The organism is Agrobacterium sp. 5Ca39 (assembly GCF_055382365.1).
In genome coordinates, this window is sequence record NZ_AP026437.1 from 1,662,760 (window position 1) to 1,687,731 (window position 24,972).

At 59.5% G+C, this 24,972-nt stretch carries 22 protein-coding genes; 7 read left to right on the forward strand and 15 right to left on the reverse strand.

What is annotated here, in order from left to right:
* Nucleotides 1-9 precede the first annotated feature (9 nt).
* The 8 genes from ACZ47E_RS21330 to ACZ47E_RS21365 form a co-directional block, all read right to left on the reverse strand.
* The gene (locus ACZ47E_RS21330; RefSeq protein ID WP_004445487.1) at nucleotides 10-1,362 is read right to left on the reverse strand and encodes an LLM class flavin-dependent oxidoreductase; all 1,353 of its coding nucleotides are present in this window, start codon (nucleotides 1,360-1,362) and stop codon (nucleotides 10-12) included.
* Nucleotides 1,363-1,400: 38 nt separating this feature from the next.
* Nucleotides 1,401-2,996 (reverse strand): ABC transporter substrate-binding protein, encoded by a 1,596-nt coding sequence (locus ACZ47E_RS21335; RefSeq protein ID WP_022562894.1) that lies wholly within the window; start codon nucleotides 2,994-2,996, stop codon nucleotides 1,401-1,403.
* A 39-nt stretch (nucleotides 2,997-3,035) separates the two neighbouring features.
* Nucleotides 3,036-3,386 (reverse strand): DUF3088 domain-containing protein, encoded by a 351-nt coding sequence (locus ACZ47E_RS21340; protein ID WP_034497013.1) that lies wholly within the window; start codon nucleotides 3,384-3,386, stop codon nucleotides 3,036-3,038.
* 442 nt (nucleotides 3,387-3,828) lie between these two features.
* Nucleotides 3,829-5,418 (reverse strand): ABC transporter substrate-binding protein, encoded by a 1,590-nt coding sequence (locus ACZ47E_RS21345; RefSeq protein ID WP_022562897.1) that lies wholly within the window; start codon nucleotides 5,416-5,418, stop codon nucleotides 3,829-3,831.
* Nucleotides 5,419-5,452: 34 nt separating this feature from the next.
* On the reverse strand, nucleotides 5,453-6,652 hold the full coding sequence (locus ACZ47E_RS21350) for a M20 aminoacylase family protein (protein ID WP_022562898.1): 1,200 nt from the start codon (nucleotides 6,650-6,652) through the stop codon (nucleotides 5,453-5,455).
* 90 nt (nucleotides 6,653-6,742) lie between these two features.
* Nucleotides 6,743-7,927, reverse strand: a complete 1,185-nt coding sequence (locus ACZ47E_RS21355) for an LLM class flavin-dependent oxidoreductase (protein WP_278067616.1) — start codon at nucleotides 7,925-7,927, stop codon at nucleotides 6,743-6,745.
* Nucleotides 7,918-8,811, reverse strand: a complete 894-nt coding sequence (locus tag ACZ47E_RS21360) for an NmrA family NAD(P)-binding protein (RefSeq protein ID WP_045531476.1) — start codon at nucleotides 8,809-8,811, stop codon at nucleotides 7,918-7,920. The genes ACZ47E_RS21355 and ACZ47E_RS21360 overlap by 10 nt, the downstream gene beginning before the upstream one ends.
* Before the next feature lie 7 nt (nucleotides 8,812-8,818).
* Nucleotides 8,819-9,886, reverse strand: a complete 1,068-nt coding sequence (locus tag ACZ47E_RS21365) for an ABC transporter substrate-binding protein (RefSeq protein WP_045531474.1) — start codon at nucleotides 9,884-9,886, stop codon at nucleotides 8,819-8,821.
* 347 nt (nucleotides 9,887-10,233) lie between these two features.
* Here ACZ47E_RS21365 and ACZ47E_RS21370 point away from each other — a divergent pair, with 347 nt between their 5' ends.
* Nucleotides 10,234-11,541: an NtaA/DmoA family FMN-dependent monooxygenase gene (locus tag ACZ47E_RS21370; protein ID WP_045531472.1), complete on the forward strand. Its 1,308-nt coding sequence runs from the start codon at nucleotides 10,234-10,236 to the stop codon at nucleotides 11,539-11,541.
* Nucleotides 11,542-11,618: 77 nt separating this feature from the next.
* Here ACZ47E_RS21370 and ACZ47E_RS21375 read toward each other — a convergent pair whose 3' ends face one another.
* On the reverse strand, nucleotides 11,619-12,647 hold the full coding sequence (locus ACZ47E_RS21375; RefSeq protein ID WP_174151273.1) for an LLM class flavin-dependent oxidoreductase: 1,029 nt from the start codon (nucleotides 12,645-12,647) through the stop codon (nucleotides 11,619-11,621).
* Nucleotides 12,648-13,071: 424 nt separating this feature from the next.
* Here ACZ47E_RS21375 and ACZ47E_RS21380 point away from each other — a divergent pair, with 424 nt between their 5' ends.
* From ACZ47E_RS21380 to ACZ47E_RS21390, 3 genes are all read left to right on the forward strand, one after another.
* On the forward strand, nucleotides 13,072-14,220 hold the full coding sequence (locus ACZ47E_RS21380; protein WP_006698448.1) for a mandelate racemase family protein: 1,149 nt from the start codon (nucleotides 13,072-13,074) through the stop codon (nucleotides 14,218-14,220).
* A gap of 6 nt (nucleotides 14,221-14,226) precedes the next feature.
* Nucleotides 14,227-14,856: an SGNH/GDSL hydrolase family protein gene (locus ACZ47E_RS21385; protein WP_022562905.1), complete on the forward strand. Its 630-nt coding sequence runs from the start codon at nucleotides 14,227-14,229 to the stop codon at nucleotides 14,854-14,856.
* A gap of 80 nt (nucleotides 14,857-14,936) precedes the next feature.
* Complete coding sequence (locus ACZ47E_RS21390; RefSeq protein ID WP_004445506.1) at nucleotides 14,937-16,535, forward strand: ABC transporter substrate-binding protein; 1,599 nt, start codon at nucleotides 14,937-14,939, stop codon at nucleotides 16,533-16,535.
* A gap of 389 nt (nucleotides 16,536-16,924) precedes the next feature.
* Here ACZ47E_RS21390 and ACZ47E_RS21395 read toward each other — a convergent pair whose 3' ends face one another.
* Genes ACZ47E_RS21395 through ACZ47E_RS21410 form a run of 4 tightly spaced genes read right to left on the reverse strand, consistent with a single transcriptional unit; the run spans nucleotide 16,925 to nucleotide 20,433 of the window.
* A complete protein-coding gene (locus tag ACZ47E_RS21395) occupies nucleotides 16,925-17,683 on the reverse strand; it encodes an ABC transporter ATP-binding protein (protein WP_022562906.1) in 759 nt (252 codons plus the stop codon).
* Entirely contained in the window at nucleotides 17,683-18,519 is an 837-nt protein-coding gene (locus ACZ47E_RS21400; RefSeq protein WP_022562907.1) for an ABC transporter ATP-binding protein, read from the reverse strand. Before ACZ47E_RS21400 ends, ACZ47E_RS21395 begins: the two co-directional genes overlap by 1 nt.
* A 4-nt stretch (nucleotides 18,520-18,523) precedes the next feature.
* Complete coding sequence (locus tag ACZ47E_RS21405; RefSeq protein ID WP_004445513.1) at nucleotides 18,524-19,411, reverse strand: ABC transporter permease; 888 nt, start codon at nucleotides 19,409-19,411, stop codon at nucleotides 18,524-18,526.
* Nucleotides 19,411-20,433, reverse strand: coding sequence for an ABC transporter permease (locus ACZ47E_RS21410; protein ID WP_004445514.1), 1,023 nt, complete (start codon nucleotides 20,431-20,433; stop codon nucleotides 19,411-19,413). Before ACZ47E_RS21410 ends, ACZ47E_RS21405 begins: the two co-directional genes overlap by 1 nt.
* Nucleotides 20,434-20,729: 296 nt before the next feature.
* On the opposite strand from ACZ47E_RS21410, the gene ACZ47E_RS21415 reads away from it, so the two are divergent.
* Nucleotides 20,730-21,365 carry a LysE family translocator gene (locus ACZ47E_RS21415; RefSeq protein ID WP_022562908.1) on the forward strand — a complete coding sequence of 212 codons (636 nt, stop codon included), beginning with the start codon at nucleotides 20,730-20,732 and terminating at the stop codon, nucleotides 21,363-21,365.
* A gap of 27 nt (nucleotides 21,366-21,392) precedes the next feature.
* Here the strand turns inward: ACZ47E_RS21415 and ACZ47E_RS21420 are convergent, their stop codons facing one another.
* The gene (locus ACZ47E_RS21420; protein WP_004445516.1) at nucleotides 21,393-22,121 is read right to left on the reverse strand and encodes a FadR/GntR family transcriptional regulator; all 729 of its coding nucleotides are present in this window, start codon (nucleotides 22,119-22,121) and stop codon (nucleotides 21,393-21,395) included.
* 91 nt (nucleotides 22,122-22,212) lie between these two features.
* Nucleotides 22,213-23,199: a GlxA family transcriptional regulator gene (locus ACZ47E_RS21425; RefSeq protein ID WP_022562910.1), complete on the reverse strand. Its 987-nt coding sequence runs from the start codon at nucleotides 23,197-23,199 to the stop codon at nucleotides 22,213-22,215.
* A 127-nt stretch (nucleotides 23,200-23,326) separates the two neighbouring features.
* Between ACZ47E_RS21425 and ACZ47E_RS21430 the strand changes: the two genes are divergently transcribed.
* Both ACZ47E_RS21430 and ACZ47E_RS21435 read left to right on the forward strand, forming a co-directional pair.
* Nucleotides 23,327-24,154, forward strand: a complete 828-nt coding sequence (locus ACZ47E_RS21430; RefSeq protein ID WP_034497036.1) for an alpha/beta fold hydrolase — start codon at nucleotides 23,327-23,329, stop codon at nucleotides 24,152-24,154.
* 26 nt (nucleotides 24,155-24,180) lie between these two features.
* Nucleotides 24,181-24,972: an SDR family NAD(P)-dependent oxidoreductase gene (locus ACZ47E_RS21435; protein ID WP_006698455.1), complete on the forward strand. Its 792-nt coding sequence runs from the start codon at nucleotides 24,181-24,183 to the stop codon at nucleotides 24,970-24,972.

Here is a 24,972-nt window from a genome sequence, read left to right on the forward strand (position 1 = left end):
CGTCCCACCTCAGGCGCGTTCCTTTTGCGGCTCTCTCGCCACGTAAATATTGTCAGGTCGTGGCAGGCCGTAGTGATCACGCAACGTGTCGCCCTCATAATCCTCACGGAAGAGGCCTCGTTGTTTGAGGATCGGCACCACCTCGTCCACGAAGAGATCAAACCCGCCATTCAGCCATGGCGGCATGATATTGAATCCGTCGGCAGCACCCTCGCGAAACCAGGTCTCTATCCAGTCCGCTACCTGTTCCGGTGTGCCTGATATGACCTTGTGACCTCGCCCGCCGGCAAGCCGGTGAAGCAATTGCCGGATCGTCGGGTTTTCCCGGTCGATGATGTCGAGAACCAGCTGATGGCGGCTGCTGTTCGCCTGCGCGCGCGTCGCTTCCACGGCTTCCTGCGGCAGCGGCCGGTCGAGATCGGCCGATGACAGGTCTATGCCGGTGATGCGCTGCAATTGCCCAAGCGAAAATGCCGGCTGGATGAGATCGTTGAAGGAGGCCTCAAGGTTTCGTGCCTCCTCTTCGGTTGATGCGATGAAGGGGCTGATGCCGGGTAAGATTTTCACATGGGCGGGATTGCGCCCCGTGGCCGCGACACGCCGCTTGATGTCGGAATAAAAAGACCGCGCACTCTCCAGAGTCTGATGCGCGGTAAAGATTGCCTCAGCATAATGGGCGGCAAAACCGCGGCCTTCCTCCGAGGAGCCTGCCTGAACATAGACTGGCCGTCCCTGTGGTGAACGAGGCACATTCAATGCGCCCCGCACCCGATAAAATTCGCCATCGTGATTGGCGGGATGGATGCGATCTGTTTCGGCAAATAGACCGCTTTCCTTGTCAGCGACGATGGCATCATCCTCCCAGCTGTCCCAGAGCTTCGTCACCACATCGACGAACTCGATGGCCTGACGATAACGATCGGCATGCGGCGGGTGCTTCTGGAGGTTGAAGTTGCCGGCCGCTGCATCCGCCGAGGTCGTGACGATGTTCCAGCCTACGCGGCCGCCGCTGATATGATCAACAGAGGCAAACAGCCGGGCGAGATTATAGGGCTCATAATAGGTGGTCGACGCCGTGGCGATGAAGCCGATCTTTTCGGTGACGGCAGCGAGAGCCGCCAGCATGGTGATCGGCTCCAGCCGGTGGCGGGCGGCGTAGCGGATGTTGGCATCCAGTACCGGCGCATCCGCAAAGAAGATCGCATCCAGCTTCGCCGCCTCGGCCTTGCGGGCGATATCCTGATAAAGCCTGATATCGGTGACGCGGTGCGGCTCTGAATCCGGGTGCCGCCAGGCCGCTTCGTGATGTCCGCCCGGATAGATGAAGGCGTTGAGAACCAGCTTTTCGGATTTTCTGCTCATGAAATGACCTCACTGCTCTAAGGACCAACTGCGGCGGCTCACGCCTCCTTCGTCAGCCATGCCCTGGCCAGATTACCGCCGAGACCTTCGGCCCCCGTCGCATAATCCTTGATGCGCACGCTGCCGACGACCGGCTGGATGGGTGCGACGAGATTGATGACGGGAAGATCTTTCGCGACAACGGCTTGGAATTCCTTGAAGAAGGCAGCGCGTTTCTCGATGTCAGGCTCCACCGCCGCCGCTTCCAGCAGCCGGTCCACCTCCGGATTGGCGTAGTGGCTGGCATTTGAGAATGGCAGGCCTATCTTGAAGTTCTTGCTCCAGTAGACGCGCTGGACGCCGGCCGTTGGATCGAAAGTGTTGGACAGGGATTCCACCGAAAGGTCCCAGGCGCGGTCAGTGTAGACCACCTTCACATAGGTGCCGAAATCGAATTTCTGGATATCGGCCTCAATCCCGATCTTCGACAGCGCCTGCGCGATGAAATCCGAATAGGTCTGCGGATTGAATGGGTTGGTGGTGACGCGGAGCTTGAAACGCTTGCCGCCGTCCTTGCGCGGGAAACCCGCCTCGTCCAGCAATTTTTCCGCCTGCGCGACGTCGAACCTGGCAAAACCGATATCGGGATTGTGGAACTTCGCAAGACCGGGGCTGATCGGTGTCGGCGATGGCACGGCGTAACCGTAAAGCACGGTATCGATGAGCGCCGGAACATCGATGGCGTGGGCAATGGCCTGCCTGACCTTCAGTTCCTTCAGATATTCGTTCTCAAGATTGATGACCAGCTGGTTCTGCTGGCCGGCATAGGCATAGATGCGGTCATCCACCTTCAACGTCGGGATCGCTTTCAGCCGCTCCAGATCGGCGAGCGCCACAGGGTTGGGGCCAATATCCCCTTCCCCGGTTTCCAGCGCCGCCGCGCGGGCGCCCGCATCGTTGATGAGGCGGATGATGACGCGCTCCAGATAAGGGCGCGGCGCATCCCAGTAGTCGGCATTTTTCTCCAGCAGGATATGGCTGCCTGGCACCCATTCCTTCAGCACGAAAGGGCCGCTGCCGATGATCTGCGCAGGCTTGGGATTGTCGGTCGGTTTGAAGGTTTCAAAGATGTGCTTCGGCACGATGGGCGATTCAGACGACGCGAGCGCGGTAATCAGGCCCGGTGCCGGCTTGGAGAGCTTCACCTTTGCGACCAGCGGATCGGATGTATCGACGCTCTCGACATTCGCAAACGTCGCCCGACCGCGCGGATGGGCCTCTTTCAGCCGCAGGATGGAAAATTCCACATCCGCCGATGTTACCGGTTTGCCATCATGGAATTTGGCCTTCGGTTGGAGGTGGAAAACATATTCCAGTCCGTCCGCCGATACGCTCCATTCCCTGGCAAGGCTCGGCTTGGGCGAAAGCTCATAGTCATAGGTCAGAAGCCCGTCGTAAATCTTCGAACCGATGAACTGCGGTCCGCCCGCGCTTGTATTGATGGCCACGAGCTGGGTCGGCTCAGGAAAATAAACAATCTTGAGCGTGCCGCCCGAAACCGGCTCTTCGGCCGCGGCGAAAGAACCGCCCGGGAGCGCCACGAATGCGCCGGCAGCAAGTGCGATCTTATGAAACTGGCGTCTGGAAATGGTCATGTCTGTCTCCGAAAAATCCGATATGCGGGGTGCGGCAACTCAGTGCAGCTGCGGGAACCCGTGGCGCTCGGCGAGGATTTGCAAAATGCGTTTGGTGTCCTGAATGAAATGCGTCTCGCCCTTGACCGTGACGTCGGCAGGCGCGTCGCCGGCGAAGATCAACAGCGGCAGCGACTGATTTTCCTCTCCCACGGCGGCGATAACCGCCTCACGTGGGCGCTGGAACCCGACGCGGTGGACGTCGATCCCAGCCGCAAGGTCAGGAAACGCGGCGAGCAGACCCTCGATCTGGTTACAATGCGGGCAGACGAACCGGACACCGGGGTGCTTGGGGTCTTCAAAACCGGGAGCGATCAAAAAAAGCGTATCCTTGGCCATGGCATCCATCATGTGAGGGTGAGATTTCCAGCTCACAGTGCAGGCGGCCATAGCGCGGGTCCAGAAAGCAATTCTTGCTTGGAAACGAAGAAAAGCTTTGCGCTAAATTATTGATGAAATTGATTTTTTCGAAATTTTCGTGGATGGTATCGCTGTTTCACCCGATCTGTCTCATGCGCAAAGTTTTTCCCTGAAACAGGCTTGCCGCGCGAAGATGCAAACAGGATGGAGGGTGGGTTTCGGCAATAAAAAACCCGGCAGAATTGCCGGGTTCTGGTGAGATGCTGTTGGCGTAAAACCTCTCCTTCGTCATGCTCCGGCCTGTCCCGAGCATCTGCGATCTACAAGGCGTAGGATGCCTTGGGAGATCCTCGGTGCAAGACCGAGGATGACGTTGAATGCGGAGAAAAGTTCGTCATAACTTTCGCGCTGCAGGGTGATCGGATTTCTGTCCTCACTCGCTTTTCCAGGCTGTCGCCAGATCGCCATAGGCAATGTCGATGGTCGTCACGAGCGATTTCAGGCTGGTGTTGCGTAGAATGACGGTCGGCAAAGCAACGATCGAGAAATTCGGCAGCTCATCTCCGACGACTTTCTGGATCTCATGGAACTGCCCGGCCCGCTTCGTTTCATCAACCTCGATGGCGGCCGCCCGGAAAAGATTGTCCACCGTGGGATTGTTATAGTGGGCGGCGTTGACATAAGGCGCGGGGTTCTTGATGCCATCGGACCAATAAAGACGCTGCACGCCCGCTGTCGGATCGAACAACCGGCTGATGCCGTTCACCGTCAGGTCGAAACCGCGCTCGGTATAAACGCGCTTGATAAAGGTGGCGAGATCGCCTTCGACGATATCCACCTTCACGCCGAGTTTGCCGAAGGATGAGCGGAGATATTCGGACGTTTTACGGAAGACGTCGGACGGCAGAAAGGCGAGCCGCAGCGAAAAGCGCGTGCCATCCTCGCCCTTCGGGTAGCCGGCCTTGTCCAGCAACTCATTCGCCTTGGCGAGATCAAAGGGATAGGTGAAAGGCTTTTCGTCGTTATAGGCGGTGAAGACTGCCGGGATGTTGGAGCCGGCAGGTTTCGCCGTCCCGAAGAAGATGGCGTCATTGATGAAATCGCGGTCGATGGCGTGGGCCAGTGCGTGACGCACCTCCTTCTTCGCCAGAATTGGGTTCTCCAGATTGAACTCGAACACGGCCGCATTGTTGAGATAAGCGTCGGTATAGACCTCCACAGCCAGTTTCGGATTTTGCCGCAGGCGCTCAAGATCGCTGTAGGAGACATCGGCGGTGTAATCCGCCTCACCCGTCTCCACGGAAATGGTGGTGGAAGCCGCATCGGCGACGAACCGTGCCACGAAACCATCAAGGTAGGGCAGATCGGCCTGCCAGTAATCCGGGTTCTTCTTCAGCTTCACATAGCTGCCGCGTTTCCATTCCTCGAACACGAAGGGGCCTGTGCCAATTGGCGCATTGCCGTTCGGGCTTTCATTGTAGTTTTCCGAAGCATAGGCATGGGCCGGCAATATGGGCGTCTCGCCGCCCGTCAGCGCGCGCAGAAGATAAGGCGCGGGTTTGGAAAGCACCACCACGGCCGTCAGCGGATCAGGCGTTTCGATATCGGCAACATTGGCGAAGGTGATGCGCCCCCGTGGCCCGACCTTCTTGAAGGCAAGCAACGAAAATTTGACGTCCTGCGACGTGAAATCCTTGCCATCATGCCATTTGACACCCTTGCGCAATTTGAAAGTATAGCGCAGCCCGTCGGCCGATGTTTCCCAGCTTTCGGCCAGAACCGGATGCGGTTTGAACTCGCTGTCGAACCGCACCAGACCCTCGAGGATTTTCGTGGAAATGGCGCGGGTGCGCGTATTGGAATCGGAAAGCGGCACTAGCGTCGTTGGCTCGCCGAGACCTGCAAAAGTGACGATCCCGCCCTTTTTCGGCGTTTCCGCCGCCAGCGTCGGCAGGGATGGCAGCAATGTGGCTCCGGCCAGGGCGGCACTCAGAAGCAATGTCTTACGTCTTGTAATATCCATGGATGTTTCCTCTTACAGACTTGTTTTTTAAATTTCAGGCAGGTTTCAGCCGGGTTTCCACCAGCCGCGCGAACAGGGTCGCCCCGACGGGCAGGATGTCGTCGTCAACGATGAAACCGGGATTGTGGGCAGGTACCGTGCCGGAATGGCCAAGGGTGAAAAACGCACCCGGTGCGTGTTTCAAAAGATCGGCGAAATCCTCGCTGCCCATGAAGCGGCCGGGCTCGGTGGAAACGCGCTCGTCTCCCAGAACCTCGCGCGCCACGCCGGCAACGATTTCCACTGACACGTCATCATTGGTAAGGACCGAGAATATGTCGCGAATATCCACCTCAGCACTCAGGCCATAGGCAGCAGCGATATGATCCGAGATGGTGCGGATGCGGCCCCTTATGGTTTCTCGCACGCTGTCGGAGAAGGCTCGCACTGTTCCGGCAATCGCGGCCGTTTCGGGAATGACATTATAGGCTGATCCAGCTTCGATCCGCGTGATCGACAGCACGGCGGGATCGGTGGGCGATACGTTGCGGCTGACGATGGTCTGCAGCGCCTGGATCAGCTCACCCGTTGCCGGCACCGGGTCGCGGGAGACATCGGGATGCGCGGCATGAGCACCCCGACCCTTGAGCCGGATGTCAAAGAAATCCGCACCAGCCAGAATGGTGCCCGGCGAAACCTTGAGGTGATTGGGCGCGGCATGGGTGGAATTGTGGAGCCCGTAAATCTCGTCGACCGGAAAATCCTTGAACAGCCCATCGGCAATCATGGCGCGCGCGCCGCCCAGCCCCTCTTCGGCAGGCTGGAAAATGAACACCACCGTGCCGGCGAAATCGCGGGTTTCCGCCAGATAACGGGCGGTGCCGAGCAGGATGGTGGTGTGCACATCATGCCCGCAGCCATGGAACTTTCCGGGGTAGACGGACGCATAGGGCAGACCGGTTTCCTCGGGCATCGGCAGGGCATCCATATCGGCCCGGAGCCCGATGGAGCGATTGCCCGCATGACGGCCGCGCAGCACGCCAACCACGCCGGTCTTGCCATAACCGCGATGAACCTCGATGCCCCAGGAAGCAAGCTTTTCAGCGACGATGCCTGACGTGCGCACCTCCTCGAAGCCGATTTCGGGATGCTGGTGCAGGTCGTGGCGGATGGAGACGAGCTCGGGAACAAACGTCCCGATCCGGTCGATGATTTTAGGGGCGGGTGTTTTAACGGGATCGACGGCGATATTCACGGTATCTCCTCAGGACAAAAAATATCGTTTTCGCAATCGGACGATTGCGAAGGATTGGCTTCGGATAGGAAAATCAGGGCTGGAAAGGCGTCAGAGCCTCAGGCCCGCCTCCTTCATCAAGGGCAGAATACGCTCGGCGAAATAATCGAGGTCTTCGCGGAAATCGTAGAAATTCAGCTGAACGCCATCGATCCCGGCCTTCTTCAGGCCGACAAGCTGCTCGACCACCTGTTCCGGCGAGCCGATGATTTCGATATTGCCACCGAGATTGCGGCCCTGCTTGTGGCGTGCATCACCGCGTCCGCGCCAGGCATGGGCGTCGCTGTCGTAATTATTGGTGGCGAAAGCACGCGTGCCGGGCTGCGGCTTTCCGGCCTCGATGGCATCGGCATAGGCGATCGCCTCCTTCTCCGTATCGCGACTGACAATGATCGGATTGATGATCGTCTTCACCTGCCGGCCATAGGCTTTGGCGCGGTTCTTGATGGTGGCGACATGATCGGGAAGCGTTTCGAGCGCACTGTCTATATGCGCACCGCCTGGCGAAGTGACGAAAACCAGATCGGAATGACGGGCGGCGAAATCGATACCGGCGGGAGAACCCGTCGCTGTGACCAGCGGCGGGCGGCCGAAGGCGGGCTTTGGCGTGATCCAGCCATTGTTGATCGCCCACGGGTTGAGCTTGCCTTCATAAGAGAAGTTTTCGGTTTCTCCCCAAAGGCGGTGGAGCACATCGAACAATTCCCCCGCCATGTCATAACGCTTGTCATGATCGATCCGCTGCCAGCCGAACATTTCATGTTCGATGGCACGGTGGCCGGTGACGATGTTGATGCCCCAGCGCCCTTTGGCGATATGATCCAGCGTCGCGCCATATTTGGCGAGATGCAGCGGATGCAGGGGCCCGTAAAGAACGTGGATGGTGGAGATCAGCAAAATGCTCTTCGTCACCGCCGCCATCGCGCCAAGCGCAATGAAACTGTCAAGCGAGGATTCACCGTCATAACCACCCTTCGGCAGCCATTGCGTGCGACTGAAGGCGATTTCGAAACCGAGCTCTTCGGCACGCTTCACCAGCTCGACATTGTAATCGAAGGTCCAGCTGTTGCTGGTCGGCAAGCTGGAGAAATTGATATCCTGCAGATTGAGGAACAGACCGAGCATCAGGGGCTGCTTGATGGCGCGACTGAGCGGGCTGTCGTCGAAATCAGCCGGGCCTTTCAGCTTAAGACCTTTGAGCTCAGAATCTTCGGGTAATGGAACAGTTAGCGCCATGTCTTTTCTCCCTCGGAATGATCGCCCTGTGGGGCAGTCGCCAGCCGCGCGCGCAGATAATCTTCGACACTGCGGGGCTGGCGGCCGGTGATATGGTAGATGGCGTCGGTGATGGATGCGGCGAAACCTTCGCGGATGAGTTCTCCGAATTCACCGATCGCCATCTGTTCGAAAGCGCCGATATGCGGCGGAAAGACGGGGGTAGCATGGTGCGAAACGCCAACGGGCCGATGCAGGATACGGGCCGCAATGCGGGCAATTTCCAGCGCCGTCAGCGCTTCGCGTCCGGTCAGCACCAATGGGCCGACGAGCGGTGCGCTTGAAGCCAGAGCCTGTACAGCGACATCGGCAATATCGTCGGCATCGATGAAGGAGACCGCCGCATCGCCGAAACGGGCCGGCACGTCCTCGCCTTTGCGAAGCGCGGCGGCAACAGGCTCCAGCGCAACCTGCATCCAGGCGTTCGGCCGCAACACCGTATGCGCGATGCCGCTTGCCGCCAGATATTGTTCCACCTCGCCATGCGCCGCTCCCGAAATCGAGCGTGCAGCATTTCCAATAGTCCAGTCGGAACCGGATATTTTCACGATCCGCGATATACCGGCGGAGAGAGCGGCATCGATGACCGTCTTCTGGTCTGCCGCCAGCGTCTCCCCGATGGGCGAAAGCAGAAACACCCTGTCGGCCCCCCGCGCCGCCGCCTTCAGGCTGGCCCGATCGGAAAAATTACCCTCCGCAATCTCGACCCTGTCGCCCCACAGCTTCAGCGCGTCTTCGCGCCGGCGGGTCAATACCCGAACCTCCGCCTGACGTTGCAAAAGACGGCTGACGACCCTTTGCCCGAGCTTGCCCGTTGCACCCGTTACAAGAATGATGGCTGCCATGATGTTCTCATCTCCCAACAATATGGTGCGCGGTATCCTGCGGTGCAGAAAGGGCACGTGGATCGGCCCAGTCCTGGACATCGAAATCTTCGGGAATGAATTTCCATTGCAGCAGGAAATCCTTGAAGTGACTGAGCGCATCCAGCTCAGCCGGATCGAGATCGAGTCTCAGATTGCGATGTACGTCCGGGCCATTCGCAGCGAGAACCGCCTCCTCGCTGACGCCGATCTCGCGAGCGATGAAACGCACGGCCTCCCCCGGATTGTCATTTGCCCAATCCGCAACGCGCTGAACCGTGGCCACCAGTTCCGCTACCAGATCCGGACGCTCATCGGCAAAAGTGGCGTCCACGGTCAGCGGACGCGGCGTACCGTTATTGATGCGGATCTTCGGATCAGGGTGAAAACCCGTCGATACCACGACCTGCGCGGCGATGAGATTGGCGACAGTGACGCCTTCCGCGCCCTTGACGAAAAATGCATCGATTTGGCCCCGGTGTAATGCTGCGATTTCCTCGCCATAGGGAAGCCGCCGGCGCAGACCGTGGAACCGTTCCTCCGTCGGGCCGAGCAGCACGGGTTCTTTGGCGGCAAGCTCGACAAGCTCGACATCTGCGATGGAAAGCCCCGAGACCGTCAATGCCGACACGATGCCCTTGAGCGAGGTGGCGCGCTGGAAATCGATGATCTCGTCCGGGCGCTTCGGCAGACCGATGCGCCGCCCCTTCAGGTCGCTTCCCTTGCTTATGCCACTTGCGGGCAAGGCAATGACGGCCTGGAACTCGTCGGTCCTTGTCAGCCCCACCAGCCGTGTTTTCCGGCCACCGGATTTCGCCCAGATCGGTGGGATGTTGCCGCCCTGACGGAACGACCAGTCCAGCCGATGATCAAAATGACTCTGGCGAATGGCTGGATCGGCCGCATCGCGAATGGACGAAACGGAGATGCCGTGGTTGGCAAAACTCTGCTCAATCCAGCCCAGTTGCGTTGCGATGGAAAGCGGCGTGGGCGCCGGGCAGCGTGTATACCACACCGTTACGGGTTGGGTTCCCTGGCGAAGAGCGGCGTTGGCCATGGCGTTCGTCCTCGAAATTGCGATCTGGACGGCACGCTACACGCCATAAAACATTTTCTATAGATAAAGTGTACTATTTCAAACGCGATTGAGGAAATTCGTTTCCATCTTACCAGCTCATGCGGCGCATGGCGGAATATCCTTTCGATAAAAGCAGGATTTCGCTGGGATTTTTGTCGGGCATCGATCAGATCGACCACGCGCGGGTGAAACTGGAGACGAAAGTTTTTCTTCTCCGCACAGCAAGGATTTTTAACTCGCGACCGGCCCCCCGGCTGTTACGCTTCCCGCAATTGCGCGGCCATACAGGCCGATAATCCAACAGACCCGAAAGAAAAAGTGGCAGCATGAGCAAGACCAAACGCCGGCTCAATCTCAACGTCGGCATCAACACGACAGGATATCTCGCCAATGCCTGGAAATATCGGAGCGGAGACCGGCACGATATAAACGATATCGGATATTACCGACGACTGACGGAACTGGCGCATAAGGGCCGGTTCGACGCCGTTTTCCTTTCCGACCACCCGGCACTGCTGACCGACCCGGCAAGCCGGCCGTTCCACACCATTGATCCGCTCATCCTCTCGACATCGCTTGCCGCACAGGTGCCGGATATCGGCTTTGTGGCAACCGTGTCCTCCACCTACAATTCGCCCTATAATTTCGCCAGACGAACTCAATCCATCGATCTCGTCACCGGCGGCCGGCTGATCGTCAATATCGTTTCTTCCTTTAATCCCAATGTTGCCGCCAATTTTGGCAATGACCCGCTGCCGCCGCGCAGCGAACGTTATGCCAAGGCTACCGAATTTCTGGATGTCGCAAAAAAGCTCTGGTCTAGCTGGGACCCCCGCCGCGAGAGCGACGTGCCGGAGAACCGCTTCTGGGATGCGGCGACAGCCGAAACCATCGATCATGAGGGGCAATATTTCCATGTCAAAGGCCCCCTCAACGTTCCGCGCGGGCCGCAGGGGCATCCCGTTATCGCGCAGGCCGGCGCCTCCGAAGGCGGCATTGATCTCGCGGCACGCCATGGCGAGATCATCTATTGCAATATTCTGTCACGTCCCGCAGGGCAGGCCTTTGGCAAGAAGGTCCGCGACCGCGCCGTCTCCCTCGGGCGCGATCCCTCTGGCATCCGCATCGTTCCCGGCCTCGTCGTCATTCTCGGCGAAACCCGGCAGGAAGCCTTGCGTAAACACGAACTCTACAGCGGCGCCGGTTCGGAAGACGGTCTCCTGGCACGTTTCGCCAGAGAAAACGGCATAGAGCCTCGCGATTTCGACCCCGACGCAAAACTCGATGCCGAGCGTTTCATCCCCGATCAGAACCGGCAATGGGCGGTAGGCATGGGCCTTGGCCTTTCCGATCTTCTGACCCATGAAAAACTGACTGCCCGCGAGGCCGTACGCCGCTCGGAAGGGCACCACCGGCTGCTGCTCGGCACGGCGGAAGAGGTAGCGGACGGCATTATCGACCTCTGGCAGGATGGCACAGTGGACGGCTACACATTACAGCCGCCACGGGCGCCCGATGATATCGCTGAATTCGTCGAACACGTTGTTCCGGTACTGCAGGATCGCGGGGTTTACCCGCGCGAATATGAAGCCACGACGATCCGCGACCGCTATGGCCTGCCGTACCCCGATTGAAGGACGGATGCGGCAATGTCGCTCAGTCGACCTCCCGCCGGCTTCCATTGAAAGTCGAATGGCGGGAGGTGACGACGTTATTGCCCCGTCGCCACTTTCAAAACCGGCCTTTCGCCGGAAAGCTGCGGCAGGACAGAGGCGAAATCCGCCACGATCTGGCGATAATCGTCCGGCTGGAATTCATAGGGAAGTTCGAGGCGGAATTCCGAGACAAACGGCAGAACGGGGTCGCGAGACAATCTTTCCAGAATCTCATGCGTCGTCCCGACGATATCCGGCAGGAAAAGCGTGCGGCGCGCCCCATGCGGCGAGGTCGTGCGCTTGTCCCGCTCGGCAACGAATTCCTGGTAACGGCGGCGCGTGGCGGGGCTTGCGCTATCGGTTGGCAGGATCACGCGGCCAAGAGCGACACGCGGTTCGCGCTCATGCGCCCATTCCTGCCGGAAGCGAGCAACGAGAGCCGCCTGAGCGGTCAGAAAATCATCGGTATTCTCGCCGCTGACAATATTGCCCGTCAGAAGGTTGAACCCTGCCCTGCCAGCCCAGCGCGCAGAGTTCTGCGATCCACCGCCATACCATAACCGGTCCGTCAGCCCCTTGGCGACTGGCCGAAGCCGCGGCACCTGCGCACCGGCCGCATTGCCCGCCTCCGTCTCGTTCGACAGCGGCTCCGATCGCAGCGCCCTCGCCAGCTTCTCAGCGCGCGCGTGGCTGTAGTCCGCTTCGACAACCGTATCGACATAGTCGGAAATAAGATGGGCGAAGGGCGGTGCGCCCACCGAAACCCCCACATTCAGCCGTCCGCGCGACAGGACATCCACGGTGGCCAGATCCTCCGCCAGCCTGAATGGGTTCTCGTAACCGAGTTGAATAACGGCGGTGCCTAACCCGATCCGTCTGGTTCGTTGCGAAGCCGCAGCGAGGAAAGTCGCCGCAGAGGAAACACCCCGCTCCAGATGGCGCTGGCGGACCCAGGCGCTATGATAACCCAGCGCCTCTCCTGCTTCGAAAAGCTGCAGGGTTTCTTCCAGCCCCTGTCCCGGATCATCGTCATGATAGTTGCCCGGGACAAGAAAGGCGAAATGGGAGATATGGGAAAGGGGCATGGGCGTGCATCCGGAAACGAGTTGAAACTCAGCGACGCAAACGCAGCCATCCTGGTTTGGAACGACCGCCCGATGCGACGCATGCTCACACAGCATGCATGATGACGGCGGCAACTGGCGCGGCATGTTCGTTTATAGTCCCGGCCATTGTTGAAAGATCATTGCGCGATTCAATAATACACTAAAATTGTGGACTATCCCTCCACACAGGCCGCCCTCACGCTTCCTCGGGTCTTTTTTTGGGATGAGGCAAATCCGCCAGAGGCTGTTCCTCACCGTCGACCTGCGCAGCGTCGAGCACAAATGACCTTGATTTCCCCCTCCAACATGTAATACAGATTATCATACATGTTGACAAATATTGCACACATGTATGACATTGCGGCGACCAACAACGCCGAGACACCTGCATGAGGGAGGAATTATGATCATTACCGACGTCGAGGTCCGTGTTTTCCGCACGACGACCCGTCGGCACTCGGACAGTGCCGGCCACGCGCATCCGGGTCCGGCGCATCAGGTGGAACAGGCCATGCTGACGATCCGGACAGAGGACGGCCACGAGGGCCATTCTTTCACCGCGCCAGAGATAGTTCGCCCGCATGTCATAGAAAAATTCGTCAAGAAAGTCCTGATCGGTGAGGACCATCGAGACCGCGAACGGCTGTGGCAGGACCTTGCCCACTGGCAGCGCGGTTCAGCCGCCCAACTGACTGACCGCACGCTGGCGGTGGTTGACTGCGCGCTATGGGACCTTGCCGGCCGCTCCCTCAATCAACCTGTATACAAGTTGATCGGCGGTTATCGCGACAAGGTGCTCGCCTATGGCTCCATCATGTGCGGTGACGAACTGGAAGGCGGGCTGGCGACACCGGACGACTACGGCCGCTTTGCCGAGACACTGGTGAAGCGCGGCTACAAGGGCATCAAGCTGCACACGTGGATGCCGCCCGTCAGCTGGGCGCCGGATGTGAAGATGGACCTCAAGGCCTGCGCGGCCGTGCGCGAGGCGGTCGGCCCCGATATCCGCCTGATGATTGACGCCTTCCACTGGTACTCCCGCACGGATGCGCTGGCGCTGGGCCGTGGCCTCGAAAAACTCGGTTTCGACTGGATCGAGGAGCCGATGGATGAACAGTCGCTGTCCTCCTACAAGTGGCTTTCCGATAATCTCGATATTCCGGTCGTCGGCCCGGAAAGTGCGGCCGGCAAACACTGGCACCGTGCCGAATGGATCAAGGCCGGCGCCTGCGACATTCTGCGCACCGGCGTCAACGATGTCGGGGGCATCACACCGGCGCTGAAGACCATGCATCTGGCCGAAGCCTTCGGCATGGAGTGCGAAGTGCATGGAAATACCGCCATGAACCTGCATGTGGTTGCCGCCACCAAGAATTGCCGCTGGTATGAGCGTGGCCTGCTACATCCCTTCCTCGAATATGATGACGGCCACGACTATCTGAAGTCTCTGTCCGATCCGATGGACCGGGATGGCTTTGTCCACGTTCCCGACCGGCCGGGCCTTGGCGAGGACATCGATTTTACCTTCATCGACAACAACCGGGTGAGGTAACGGGCGATGAAAACGGTGCTCGCCTTTGGAGACAGCCTCATCTGGGGCGCGGACCCGGCAACGGGCCTCAGGCACCCCGCCGCATATCGCTGGCCGGAGGTTCTGGAAACCGAGCTTGCCGGCATGGCGAAAGTTTACCCCGAAGGTCTTGGCGGGCGAACCACCTGCTACGACGACCACGCCGGTCCGGCCTGCCGCAACGGCGCGCGGGCGCTGGAAATAGCGCTCTCGTGCCATATGCCGCTTGACCTCGTCATAATCATGCTCGGCACCAATGACATCAAACCGGTGCATGGCGGACGCGCGGAAGCCGCCGTTTCCGGCATGCGCCGGTTAGCGCAGATCGTCGAGACCTTCATCTACAAGCCGCGAGAAGCGGTACCGAAACTGCTGATCGTTGCCCCACCGCCCTGCGTTGCAGGCCCGGGTGGAGAACCGGCGGGAGGGCGGGATGTCGGGCAATCGCTCAGGCTTGCGCCGCTTTACCAAAAACTCGCTACCGAACTCGGACATCACTTCTTCGACGCCGGTTCGGTCGCCAGTGCTTCGCCGGTGGACGGCGTGCATCTGGACGCGCCGGCGACAGCGGCGATCGGCCGGGCCCTGGCCACGCCAGTCAAAGATATTCTTGGTTGATCACACGCCGCCCGAGGAGGAACCGGGCAGGTGGATCGAAACGTGGAAGGCCGTATGAAGCGGCCGTATTGGGAGGAAAGATGAAACATTTTCTTGCAACAGCAGCACTTGGCGCCCTGCTGATCGGCGCCATGCCGCTCAGCACTTTTGCCGAGACGCCAAAGGACCAGCTTATTGTCGCCACGACCATGAGCAATATCCTCACACTCGACCCCGCCGCCATCACCGGCCGCGAGACCGTGCAGGTTCTGAACAATATCTATGACACCCTGATCGTGCTTTCGCCTGAGGACCGCAGCGTCCAGCCGCGCCTTGCCGAACGCTGGGAAATAGCCGAAGACCGGAAGTCGATCCGTTTCCATCTGCGTGCCGATGCCAAGTTCGCTTCCGGCAATGCCGTGACGGCAAAGGATGTGGCATGGAGCCTCAAACGGCTGCTCGCCCGCAACCTGGCGCAATCATCCTTTCTGAAAACCCGCGGTTTCAAGCTCGAAGAGGCCGACAAGCTTTTCGTTGCCGAAAGCGATCAGATCTTCGTGCTGAATATCCCCAAGCCCGACGATCCCAACCTTCTCCTGATGATCCTTGCCCAGAACGGTCCCGGCTCGATCATCGACAGCCAGACCGCGCTTGAGAATGAGAAGGATGGCGATCTCGGCGGCGCATGGCTGACGCTGAATTCCGCCGGCTCCGGCCCCTTCAAGCTGACCCAGTGGAAATCCAACGAATATATCATCCTCACCCGCAACGACGATTATTGGGGTGAAAAGGCCAAGATGAAGCGTATCCTGATGCGCCATCTGCCGGAATCGCAGTCGCAGCGGCTCATGCTGGAAAAGGGCGATATCGACGTTGCCTATTCCCTGCAGGCTCCGGATCTGAAATCACTTGAGGCCGACAAGGCCGTCACCATCGAATCCACACCGGGCTCCGGTTTCTATTACCTCAGCGTTTCGATGAAGGATGAGAAATTCGCGAACAAGAAGGTGCGCGAGGCCTTGCGTTACCTGATTGATTACGATGGTCTCGACAAGGCGGTCATGCCCTATTACGGCAAGCTGCATCAGCGCTCCCTCAGCACCGGCGTCATGGGTGCGCTGCCGGATCAGGGCTACAAGCTCGATATTGAAAAAGCCAAGGCGCTTCTGGCCGAGGCCGGTTATCCTGATGGGTTCAAGACAACGCTGCGCGTGCTTTCGGAAGACCCGTTCATGAAAGCCGCAACGGCGATCCAGAACACGCTCGCCCAGGCAGGCATTCAGGCCGAGCTGATCAGCGGCTCCGGCGACCAGATCTATGGTGCGATGCGCGAGCGCAACTTCGAATTGCTGCTCGGCCGCGGTGGCGGCGGCCAGCAGCCGCACCCGGACAACAACCTGCGCTCGATTGCCTACAATCCCAATAATGCCGATGACGCCAAGCTCACGAATTACCAGAGCTGGCGCACCAGCTTCTTCGACGAAAAGCTGAACAAGATGATCGAGGAAGCGCTTGTTGAGCGCGATGCGGCAAAACAGACGAAGCTTTATGAAGACCTGCAGGGTTATATGGATGAAATCGTCATGTCCATTCAGCCATTCTCCGAAGTGGTCGACACCGCAGCCTTCCGCAGCGACGTCAAGGGCATGATCGTCAGTCCCTGGCTCTCTAGGTTTGAAGTGGTGAGCAAGGAGCGATAATCGGCGCCATATCTGCGAGTAAGAAAAGGCGCGGCTAACCCCGCGCTTTTTTGCTGCCGACGAGGCCTTACAAAGCCGAAATATTCCCCAAGAGTGAGGCATCCGCACTCCGTCACCCCGGACTAGATCCGGGGTCCAGCCCGATCAAGTCCTTGATCGCGTAAGACTCCTCTTATGGCGCAGACACCCCGTAGCTGGATGCCGGATCCAGTCCGGCATGACGGCGGAGAGGCTCCGTTTGTCAGCAGCCTAAGGCCCGATTACCACCGGTCTTTTCTATCTTCGGCCTGCCTTCCCAAAAAAAAATGCCCGGCGGGGAGGCCGGGCAAGGAAGGAGGCTGTTATTATCCGTGGCGCCCCGGAGGAGGACGGTCACATTCTTGGAGCCGTCACGCGCCTTCATATTCCAGTGAAGCACCGATCAGTTCGCGCGCATAAGGATGCGTTGCATCGTTGCCAGCAATGGCCTCGCGCGGCAGGATTTCGGTTATTTCGCCACGCAGCATCACGGCGAAGCGATCGCACATGTGATCGACCACGGCGAGATCATGGGTCACCATGATATAGGTGAAAGCGCGCTCTTCCCGCAGCCGCTGCAAGAGGTTGAGGATTTCCGCCTGGACCGAGACATCGAGCGCCGAGGTCGGCTCATCGAGCAGCAGCAGCGACGGTTCCAGGATCAGCGCCCTCGCAATCGCCACGCGCTGCCGTTGGCCGCCGGAGAGTTGGTGCGGGAAACGGTCGAGGAAAGACACCGGCAGGCCGACATCAGTGATGACCTTGCGCATGCGCTCCTCGCGGTCGCCGAGCTTGTGGATCGCAAGCGATTCACCAAGCACGGTGCGCACCGACTGGCGGGGATGCAGAGAGCCATAGGGGTCCTGAAACACCATCTGCAACATGCGGCAGCGCTCGATCAGCGGCACGTCTCGCACCGATCTGCCGTCGATGAGGATATCGCCAGTCCAGAAATCGTTGAGCATTGAGACGCAGCGCAACACGGTGGACTTGCCCGAACCGCTTTCACCGACCAGCCCGAAACATTCGCCGGGCTCGACACGGAACGACACCGAAGGCAGCACTTTCAGTGCAGTATTGCCGCTGCCGAAAGTGATGGAAAGATCGCGGGTTTCGACAGAAACGGCCATTATGCATTCTCCTCCAGCCATTCAGGGCGGCGGTCCAGCACCGCAAGCGGTGCGCGCGCACCGCCGATACGCGGCTGTGCCGCCAAAAGGCCGCGCGTATAGGGATGCTGCGCCTGATCGAGATCGCGGGCGGCCAGCGTTTCCACCACGCGGCCAGAATACATGATCAGCACCCGGTCGCAGAAATTGCGCACAAGGTTGAGATCGTGGCTGATCATGATGAGGCCGATGCCGCGATCGCGCACCAGACCGTCGAGAATGTTCAGCACCTGCAACCGCACCGTCACATCAAGCGCCGAAGTTGGTTCGTCAGCGATGACGAGATCGGGATCGGCAAGCAGCATCATGGCGATCATCACGCGCTGACCCATGCCACCGGAGATTTCGTGCGGGTATTGCTCGTAGACACGTGAGGCATCGCGGATCTTCACCGCATCCAGCATCGCCAGCGCCTTTTCCCGTGCCTCGGCTCTTGATGCCCTGAAGTGGCGCAGATAGGTCTCCGTCACCTGATCGCCGACGCGACGGATGGGGTTGAGGGAGAATTTCGGATCCTGAAGGATCATCGACATGCGCCGGCCGCGAACCTTCAGCATCTCCTTCTCATCGAGGGAGAGAAGATCGAGCCCGTCGAAAGCCAGCTTGTCAGCGGTGATCGTTGCCGAAGGCAGGAGGCGCAACAGAGCGCGTCCGACTGTGGATTTTCCCGAACCGCTTTCACCGACAATGCCGAGCCGCTCCCGACCGAGCGTGAAGGAGATGCCGCGCACCGCCTCGGTGGGTGAGCCACCATAACGGATACGGAGATTTTCAACATCAAGGATTGGTTTTTCCATGTTTCTATCTCCGGTTCATCTGCTTCGGATCGAGCGCATCCCGCAGCCCGTCACCGAGGAGGTTGAAAGCGAGACTGACAGACAGGATCGCAATGCCGGGAAAGGTCACCAGCCACCAGCTATCCAGCATGTAACGCCGGCCGGTGGCGATCATCGCTCCCCATTCCGGCAGCGGCGGCTGCGCGCCGAGGCCAAGAAAGCCCAGACCTGCGGCGGTCAGAATGACGGTTGCCATGTTCAGCGTCAGTCTGATGAGAACCGAGGGGAGACACATGGGCATGATCGACTTGACGATGATGCGCAGCGGCGACGCGCCCTGAAGCCTTGCAGCGGCAATGTAATCCGCCTTGCGAAAGGTCATGGCTTCAGCGCGGGCAAGACGCGCAATCGGCGGCCATGAGGTGAGTGCGATTGCAATGATCGCGTTATTAAGGCTCGGACCCAGTGCTGCGACGAAGGCGAGCGACAGGATGAGGCTAGGGAAAGACAGGAAGATATCCGTTATGCGCATCATCACCGTATCGAACTTGCCGCCGAGATAACCGGATGCCGTACCGACCAGAAGGCCGACGGGACCGACGATGATCGATACCAGCGTGATGATGGTGAGCGTGATGCGAGCGCCCCAGAGAAGACGGCTATAGATATCGCGCCCCAGCTCATCCGTCCCGAAGACATGGCCGTTGCCCGGGGGCTGCAGCGTGTTGGCGAGATTCTGTGCGTAAGGATCATGCGTCGCGAGCCAGGGCGCAAAAATCGCCGAGATGACGAGCAGCAGCAAGATCAGCAGGCCGAAAGCCGATGTCGGGCTCTTGAGCAGGAAGACGATAATGTTCTTCAGCGCGTTCAGCGGCACCGGAAGACGGAAGGAAGTTTCAGCACGGGCCGTCATCAGCGGGTCCTCGGATCGAAAAAGCGGTAGAGAATGTCGGACAGGAGATTGAGCCCGATAAAGATGACGCCGACGATCAGTACACAGGTCATCACGGCATTCATGTCGCCGATGATAAGATTGCTGGTGAGATATTGCCCGAAACCCGGCCAGGCGAAGACGGTCTCAATGAGGACCGCTCCTTCCAGCAGCGAACCGTAAGCCAGCGCGATGATGGTGACCAGCTGCACGCGAATATTGCCAAAAGCATGCAGCCACACCGTCTGCCGTTGCGACAGGCCTTTGACACGCGCGGTCGTCACATATTCCTGCCCCAGCTGATCCAGCATGAAGCTGCGCGTCATGCGGGTGATATAGGCAGAGGAGGAATAGCCCAGCAGGGCAGCTGGCAGGATGAGGTGGTTGATGGCCGACCGGAAGACCTCCATGTCACCCGCAAGCAGGCTGTCGATCAGCAGAAAGCCCGTCCGCTCCTCCACCAGACCGATATAGAACTGGTCCATGCGGCCACCGCCGCCAACGAGGCCGAGATGAGCGTAAAAAACGATCAGCGCGATCATGCCGGTCCAGAAGATCGGCATGGAATGGCCGAACAGGCTGAGAACGCGCACAAGATGATCCTGCCAGCGGTCTTTCTTCACGGCGGCGTAAACGCCCATGGGGATGCCGAGGCCGGCACCGATCAGGATGGCGAAGGTCGCAAGCTCGATCGTCGCCGGCATCACGCTTATGATGTCCTCGATGACGGGGCGGCCCGTGCGGATCGACGTTCCGAAATTGCCGGTGAAGACATCTCCGAGATAATAGACGAACTGCTGCCACAGCGGGCGGTCAAAGCCGAGCGCGTGATAGACCTGTTCATAGGTTTCACGGGTCGCATCCTCACCGACAATGGCCCGCACTGGGTCGGCGGGCATCAGGCGGCCAATGAAAAAGGTCAGCAGCAGCAATCCAAGCAGCGTGACCGCAATACTTCCGATCTGGCCGGACAAGCCATAAAGCGAAAGGCGTCTTTTTGACATGATTCCTCCCTTGCCAGTCACCGAACGTGCAAGGACCACATCCTGTCTGACAACTACGGTAAAGTTGTCACAGGTGTTGCGGGCTGTCAAGCATCCGACGCCAAAATCGATATCGGCAAGCGCGGGGGTATACAGGTACAGCGTTGCCCAGGCGGCGGTTGCGGCGTTCTTCTTTCCCTAAAGAAGCCCACATTGCCACAACCGCAAAACGCTGTATTCTCCCTGCCCACAGAAGGCTGACATGGAAATTCGTGGCGATTTGACCGCTCGTGTCTGCTGCCTCGGGGGAGGAAAATATGATCGACGTGACGCTCCTGGCCTTTGCCATGGTCGCCTTTATCGGCATTGCAACACCCGGCCCCACCGTCTTGCTGGCGCTTGCCAATGGTTCGAAACTCGGCGTGCGTCGCGCGATGATCGGCATGGCTGGTGCCGTCCTTTCGGATTTCTTCCTGATCGGCGCGGTTGCACTGGGACTCGGGGCTCTTATGGCCACCTCGGAGTTCTGGTTCGGTGTCGTCAAATGGGCGGGGGTCTGCTACCTTGTTTACCTTGGCATCATGCTTCTGCGTTCAAGAGGGACGCTTGACGGCGCTCTCGGCTCTGCAGAGGCAAACAGGGCCGCATCGGCGCGTTCAATCTTCCTGAAGAGCTTTCTCGTCGCCGTGACCAATCCTAAGGGATACCTGTTTTTTTCGGCCTTCCTGCCGCAATTCATCGATGTCGCCGCGCCGGAGACTCAGCAATATACCGTACTTGCGCTGATCTTCGCCGGCATCGATTTCATCGTGATGTTCGCATACGCCCTGTTCGGCGCGCAGGCGGTCAGGATATTGCGCAAGTCCGGAGCATTATGGCTCGACCGCATCTGCGGCGGCGCGCTGCTGACGCTTGCTGCTTCCCTGGCCTTTTACCGACGGGCAAACGCATAATTCATTGCCATATCAGCTATTTCCGCCCTACTCAGCCACGGTGCGGGACCGCAGGAGCACCTTGTAACGCTCGAGACTGCCGCGCAGATGCGAGGCCATATATTGGCGCGCGGCATCGGCGTCTCCCTCGATAATGGCATCGACGATCTTGCCGTGCTCCTCTTGAAGGTGGAGGTTGTAATCCTTGGGGCGCGACCCCGGCGCGGCACCCTGTAATTCGCCGCGGGGAATGATACCGGACCGAATGAGTTGAAGAAACTCCGGAAACCGCCTGTTCTGCGTGGCCTGCGCGATGGCGAGATGGAATTCGAAATCGGCGTCCCGCGTTGGTAGCCCGGCGGCGAGACAGTCACCGACACGCCGATGCGCATCCACGATCGATTCCACCTGCACGGCGGAACGGCGCGAGGCCGCCAGCCCGGCGGATTCCACTTCGAACACGGTCCGCAGTTCCAGGAGTTCGATGACCGAGGAAATGCGACCCACGGCGAGATCGTTAAAAGGCAGTTCCTTTGCCGGCTTGGCTTCGACAGCAAAGACCCCTGCGCCCTTGCGTGCTTCAACGAGGCCATCGGCACGAAGAATGGCGATGGCCTCGCGCACAACCGTTCGGCTGACGGAATATTCCCGCGTCAATTCGCTTTCGCTCGGAAGCCGGTCACCCGGGCGGAACACCCCCTCCGCCAGATCCCGTCGCAAGGCCGAACTGATTTTCGCCGCAAGCGATACTTGCTTGGTGCTGCTCTCGACGTCCATTCCGGCCCACCTGTTTTAAACTTGTCTGGCATGTTAGCAAACACCGGCCACATTGCAAGTGCCGGGTACCACCACCCCCATCGGATCAACCTCAGGCAGCAACCATGGCCGAACCGCTGGAAAAGCGGCTTCTATACTCTCCCGGTGAGAGGCCGAGAATGCGGTGAAACACCCGGCGAAAGGCGGCAGCGTCCTCATAACCCACCGACCAAGCGATCTGATCGACCGAACGGCGGGTGAATTCCAGCAATTCACGCGCCTTGCTGACCCGCAGGTGCTGGACATATTCGATGGGCTTCATGCCGGTCGCCACCTTGAAGCGGCGCAAGAAGGTTCGCTCCTCCAGCCCGGCATGGCCGGCCATGTCGGTAACGCTTGTCGCCCGCCCGGCACGGGCCTGCAACCAATGCTGCACCTTCAGGATCGGCTCATCGCCATGCGTCAGCCTTGGGGCGAAACTACTATAATGACGCTGTTCCCGTCCTGACGGGTCGATCAGCAGAAACTTGCCGGTCTCGATCATCACGGAAGGGCCGAGCAGCCGGTCGACGATGCGCAGACCAAGATCGGTCCACGCCATCAACCCGCCGGCCGTGATGATATCGCCGTCCTCGATGACGATCTTGTCTATCTCCAGCCGGACATCGGGAAATCGGTCCCGAAAACGTCCCGCAAACAACCAGTGGGTCGTCGCCGGGCGGCCAGCCAGAAGCCCGGTGGCCGCGAGCATGAACGACCCGCCGCAACTGGCAGCCAGCGTCGCGCCCTGGGCGTGCCGGTTCAGCAGCCAGCGGGCGTAAGGCTCAGCTTCCTCGATTTCAGCCGGCCCGGTCAACCGGCCGGGCACAACGAAGATATCGGGATGCCCCAGCCCGCCGGGTTCCGTGTCATAGGAGCGGGAAAATTCACCGCCTTCGCCCATGCTCCAATGGCTGACCCGCAATTTCGGCCCGCCGCGATCCTGTGAAAATACCGACGCGATGGCGAAAAGATCGGTGATGCCATGCACCATGGCGATCTGGCAGTCCCGATAGAGGACCAGCCCCACTTCCAGCGCGCTTCCCGTTACACCCGCCATGCCCAACCCCCGTTTTGTCAGTTTCGGCTCGCTTTCTGTCAGAAGCGCCAATCCAGCCCCGGCTGCGTCAAGAGTATCTCTATTCCCACGGGACGCAAGCAAGCTCCCTGCAACAGGAGAGAAAGCCATGACAACGATCACCACCAGAGACGGAACGCACATCTTCTACAAGGACTGGGGCCCGAAAGACGGCCAGCCCATCATCTTCTCCCACGGCTGGCCGCTCAGCGCCGACGCCTGGGACGCGCAGATGGTGTTCTTCGCCAATAACGGTTTCCGCACCATCGCCCATGACCGCCGCAGCCACGGCCGCTCCGATCAGGTTTGGCATGACAACACCATGGATCAATATGCCGACGATCTGGCCGAGTTAATCGAACAACTCGATCTTCACGACATCATTCTGGTTGGCCATTCCACCGGTGGCGGCGAGGTGACACGTTACATCGGCCGCCACGGCACCGCCCGCGTTGCCAAGATCGCTCTCATCGGCGCGGTGCCGCCGCTGATGCTGAAGACGGAAAGCAACGCCATCGGTCTGCCAATCGATGTTTTCGACGGCATCCGTAAGGGCACCTATGACAATCGCAGCCAGTTCTTCAAGGATCTGACCATTCCCTTCTACGGCTACAACCGCGAAGGCGCCGTCATATCCGAAGGTATCCGTGATGAGTTCTGGCGGCAGGGCATGATGGGCGGCCTGAAAGGTCAGCTCGACAGTATCCGCGCCTTTTCGGAAAGCGATTTCCATCAGGACCTGAAAGCTTTCGACAAGCCGACGCTGGTTCTGCACGGCGATGACGACCAGATCGTGCCGGTCGGCGCTTCCGCGCTTTCCACGGTCAAGATCGTCAAACATGCGGTGCTCAAAATCTATCAGGGAGCCGATCATGGCCTGACACAGACCCATCAGGACCGGTTCAACGCCGACCTGCTCGCCTTCATCAACGGCTGAAACCACCGGATACAGGAGACACGGACATGACACAGAATACATTTCTCATCACCGGCGCATCCGACGGCATCGGCGCGGTTTATGCCGAACGTCTGGCAAAACGCGGCCACGATCTCATTCTGGTGGCGCGACGCGCCGAGAAGCTGAAGGCATTGGCCGCGCAGCTGGAAAAGGATCATCACATCGCCGTCGAGGTTCTCTCCGCCGATCTTTCCAGGGCGGAAGATCTCGAAAAGGTCGAGGCGCGGCTGCGTGAGGACCGGCGGATTGCCGGCCTCGTCAACAATGCCGGTATCGCTGGTGAAGGCGCGATCACGGCGCTGGACCCAGCCTATGTGACGACGATGATCAACCTCAACATTCTCGCCGTCACGCGGCTTGCGGCGGCCATCGCGCCGCGCCTTGCCGCCGACGGAAAGGGTACGATCATCAACATCACATCAGTTACAGCACTGATGCCGGCAGCATTCACCGCCGTCTACCCGGCCACCAAGGCTTTCGTGCTCGCTTTTACCGAGGCGCTGCAGGCACAGCTTTCACCCTCTGGCGTGCGGGTTCAGGCCGTTCTTCCAGGTATCACCCGCACGGCCATCTGGGAGGAAGAACGGCTCGATGCCATTCCGGCCGCGATGGTCATGGATGTGCATGACATGGTGGATGCTGCCCTTGCCGGTCTCGACCTTGGCGAAGCGCTGACCATTCCCTCCCTGCCGGACACTGCCGATCTTGAAAATTTCCTTGCCGCGCGTGCAGCCCTGCGGCCCAATCTCTCCCATGCACTTGCCGCCAGCCGGTATCGTGCAGCCAAACCCGAATAG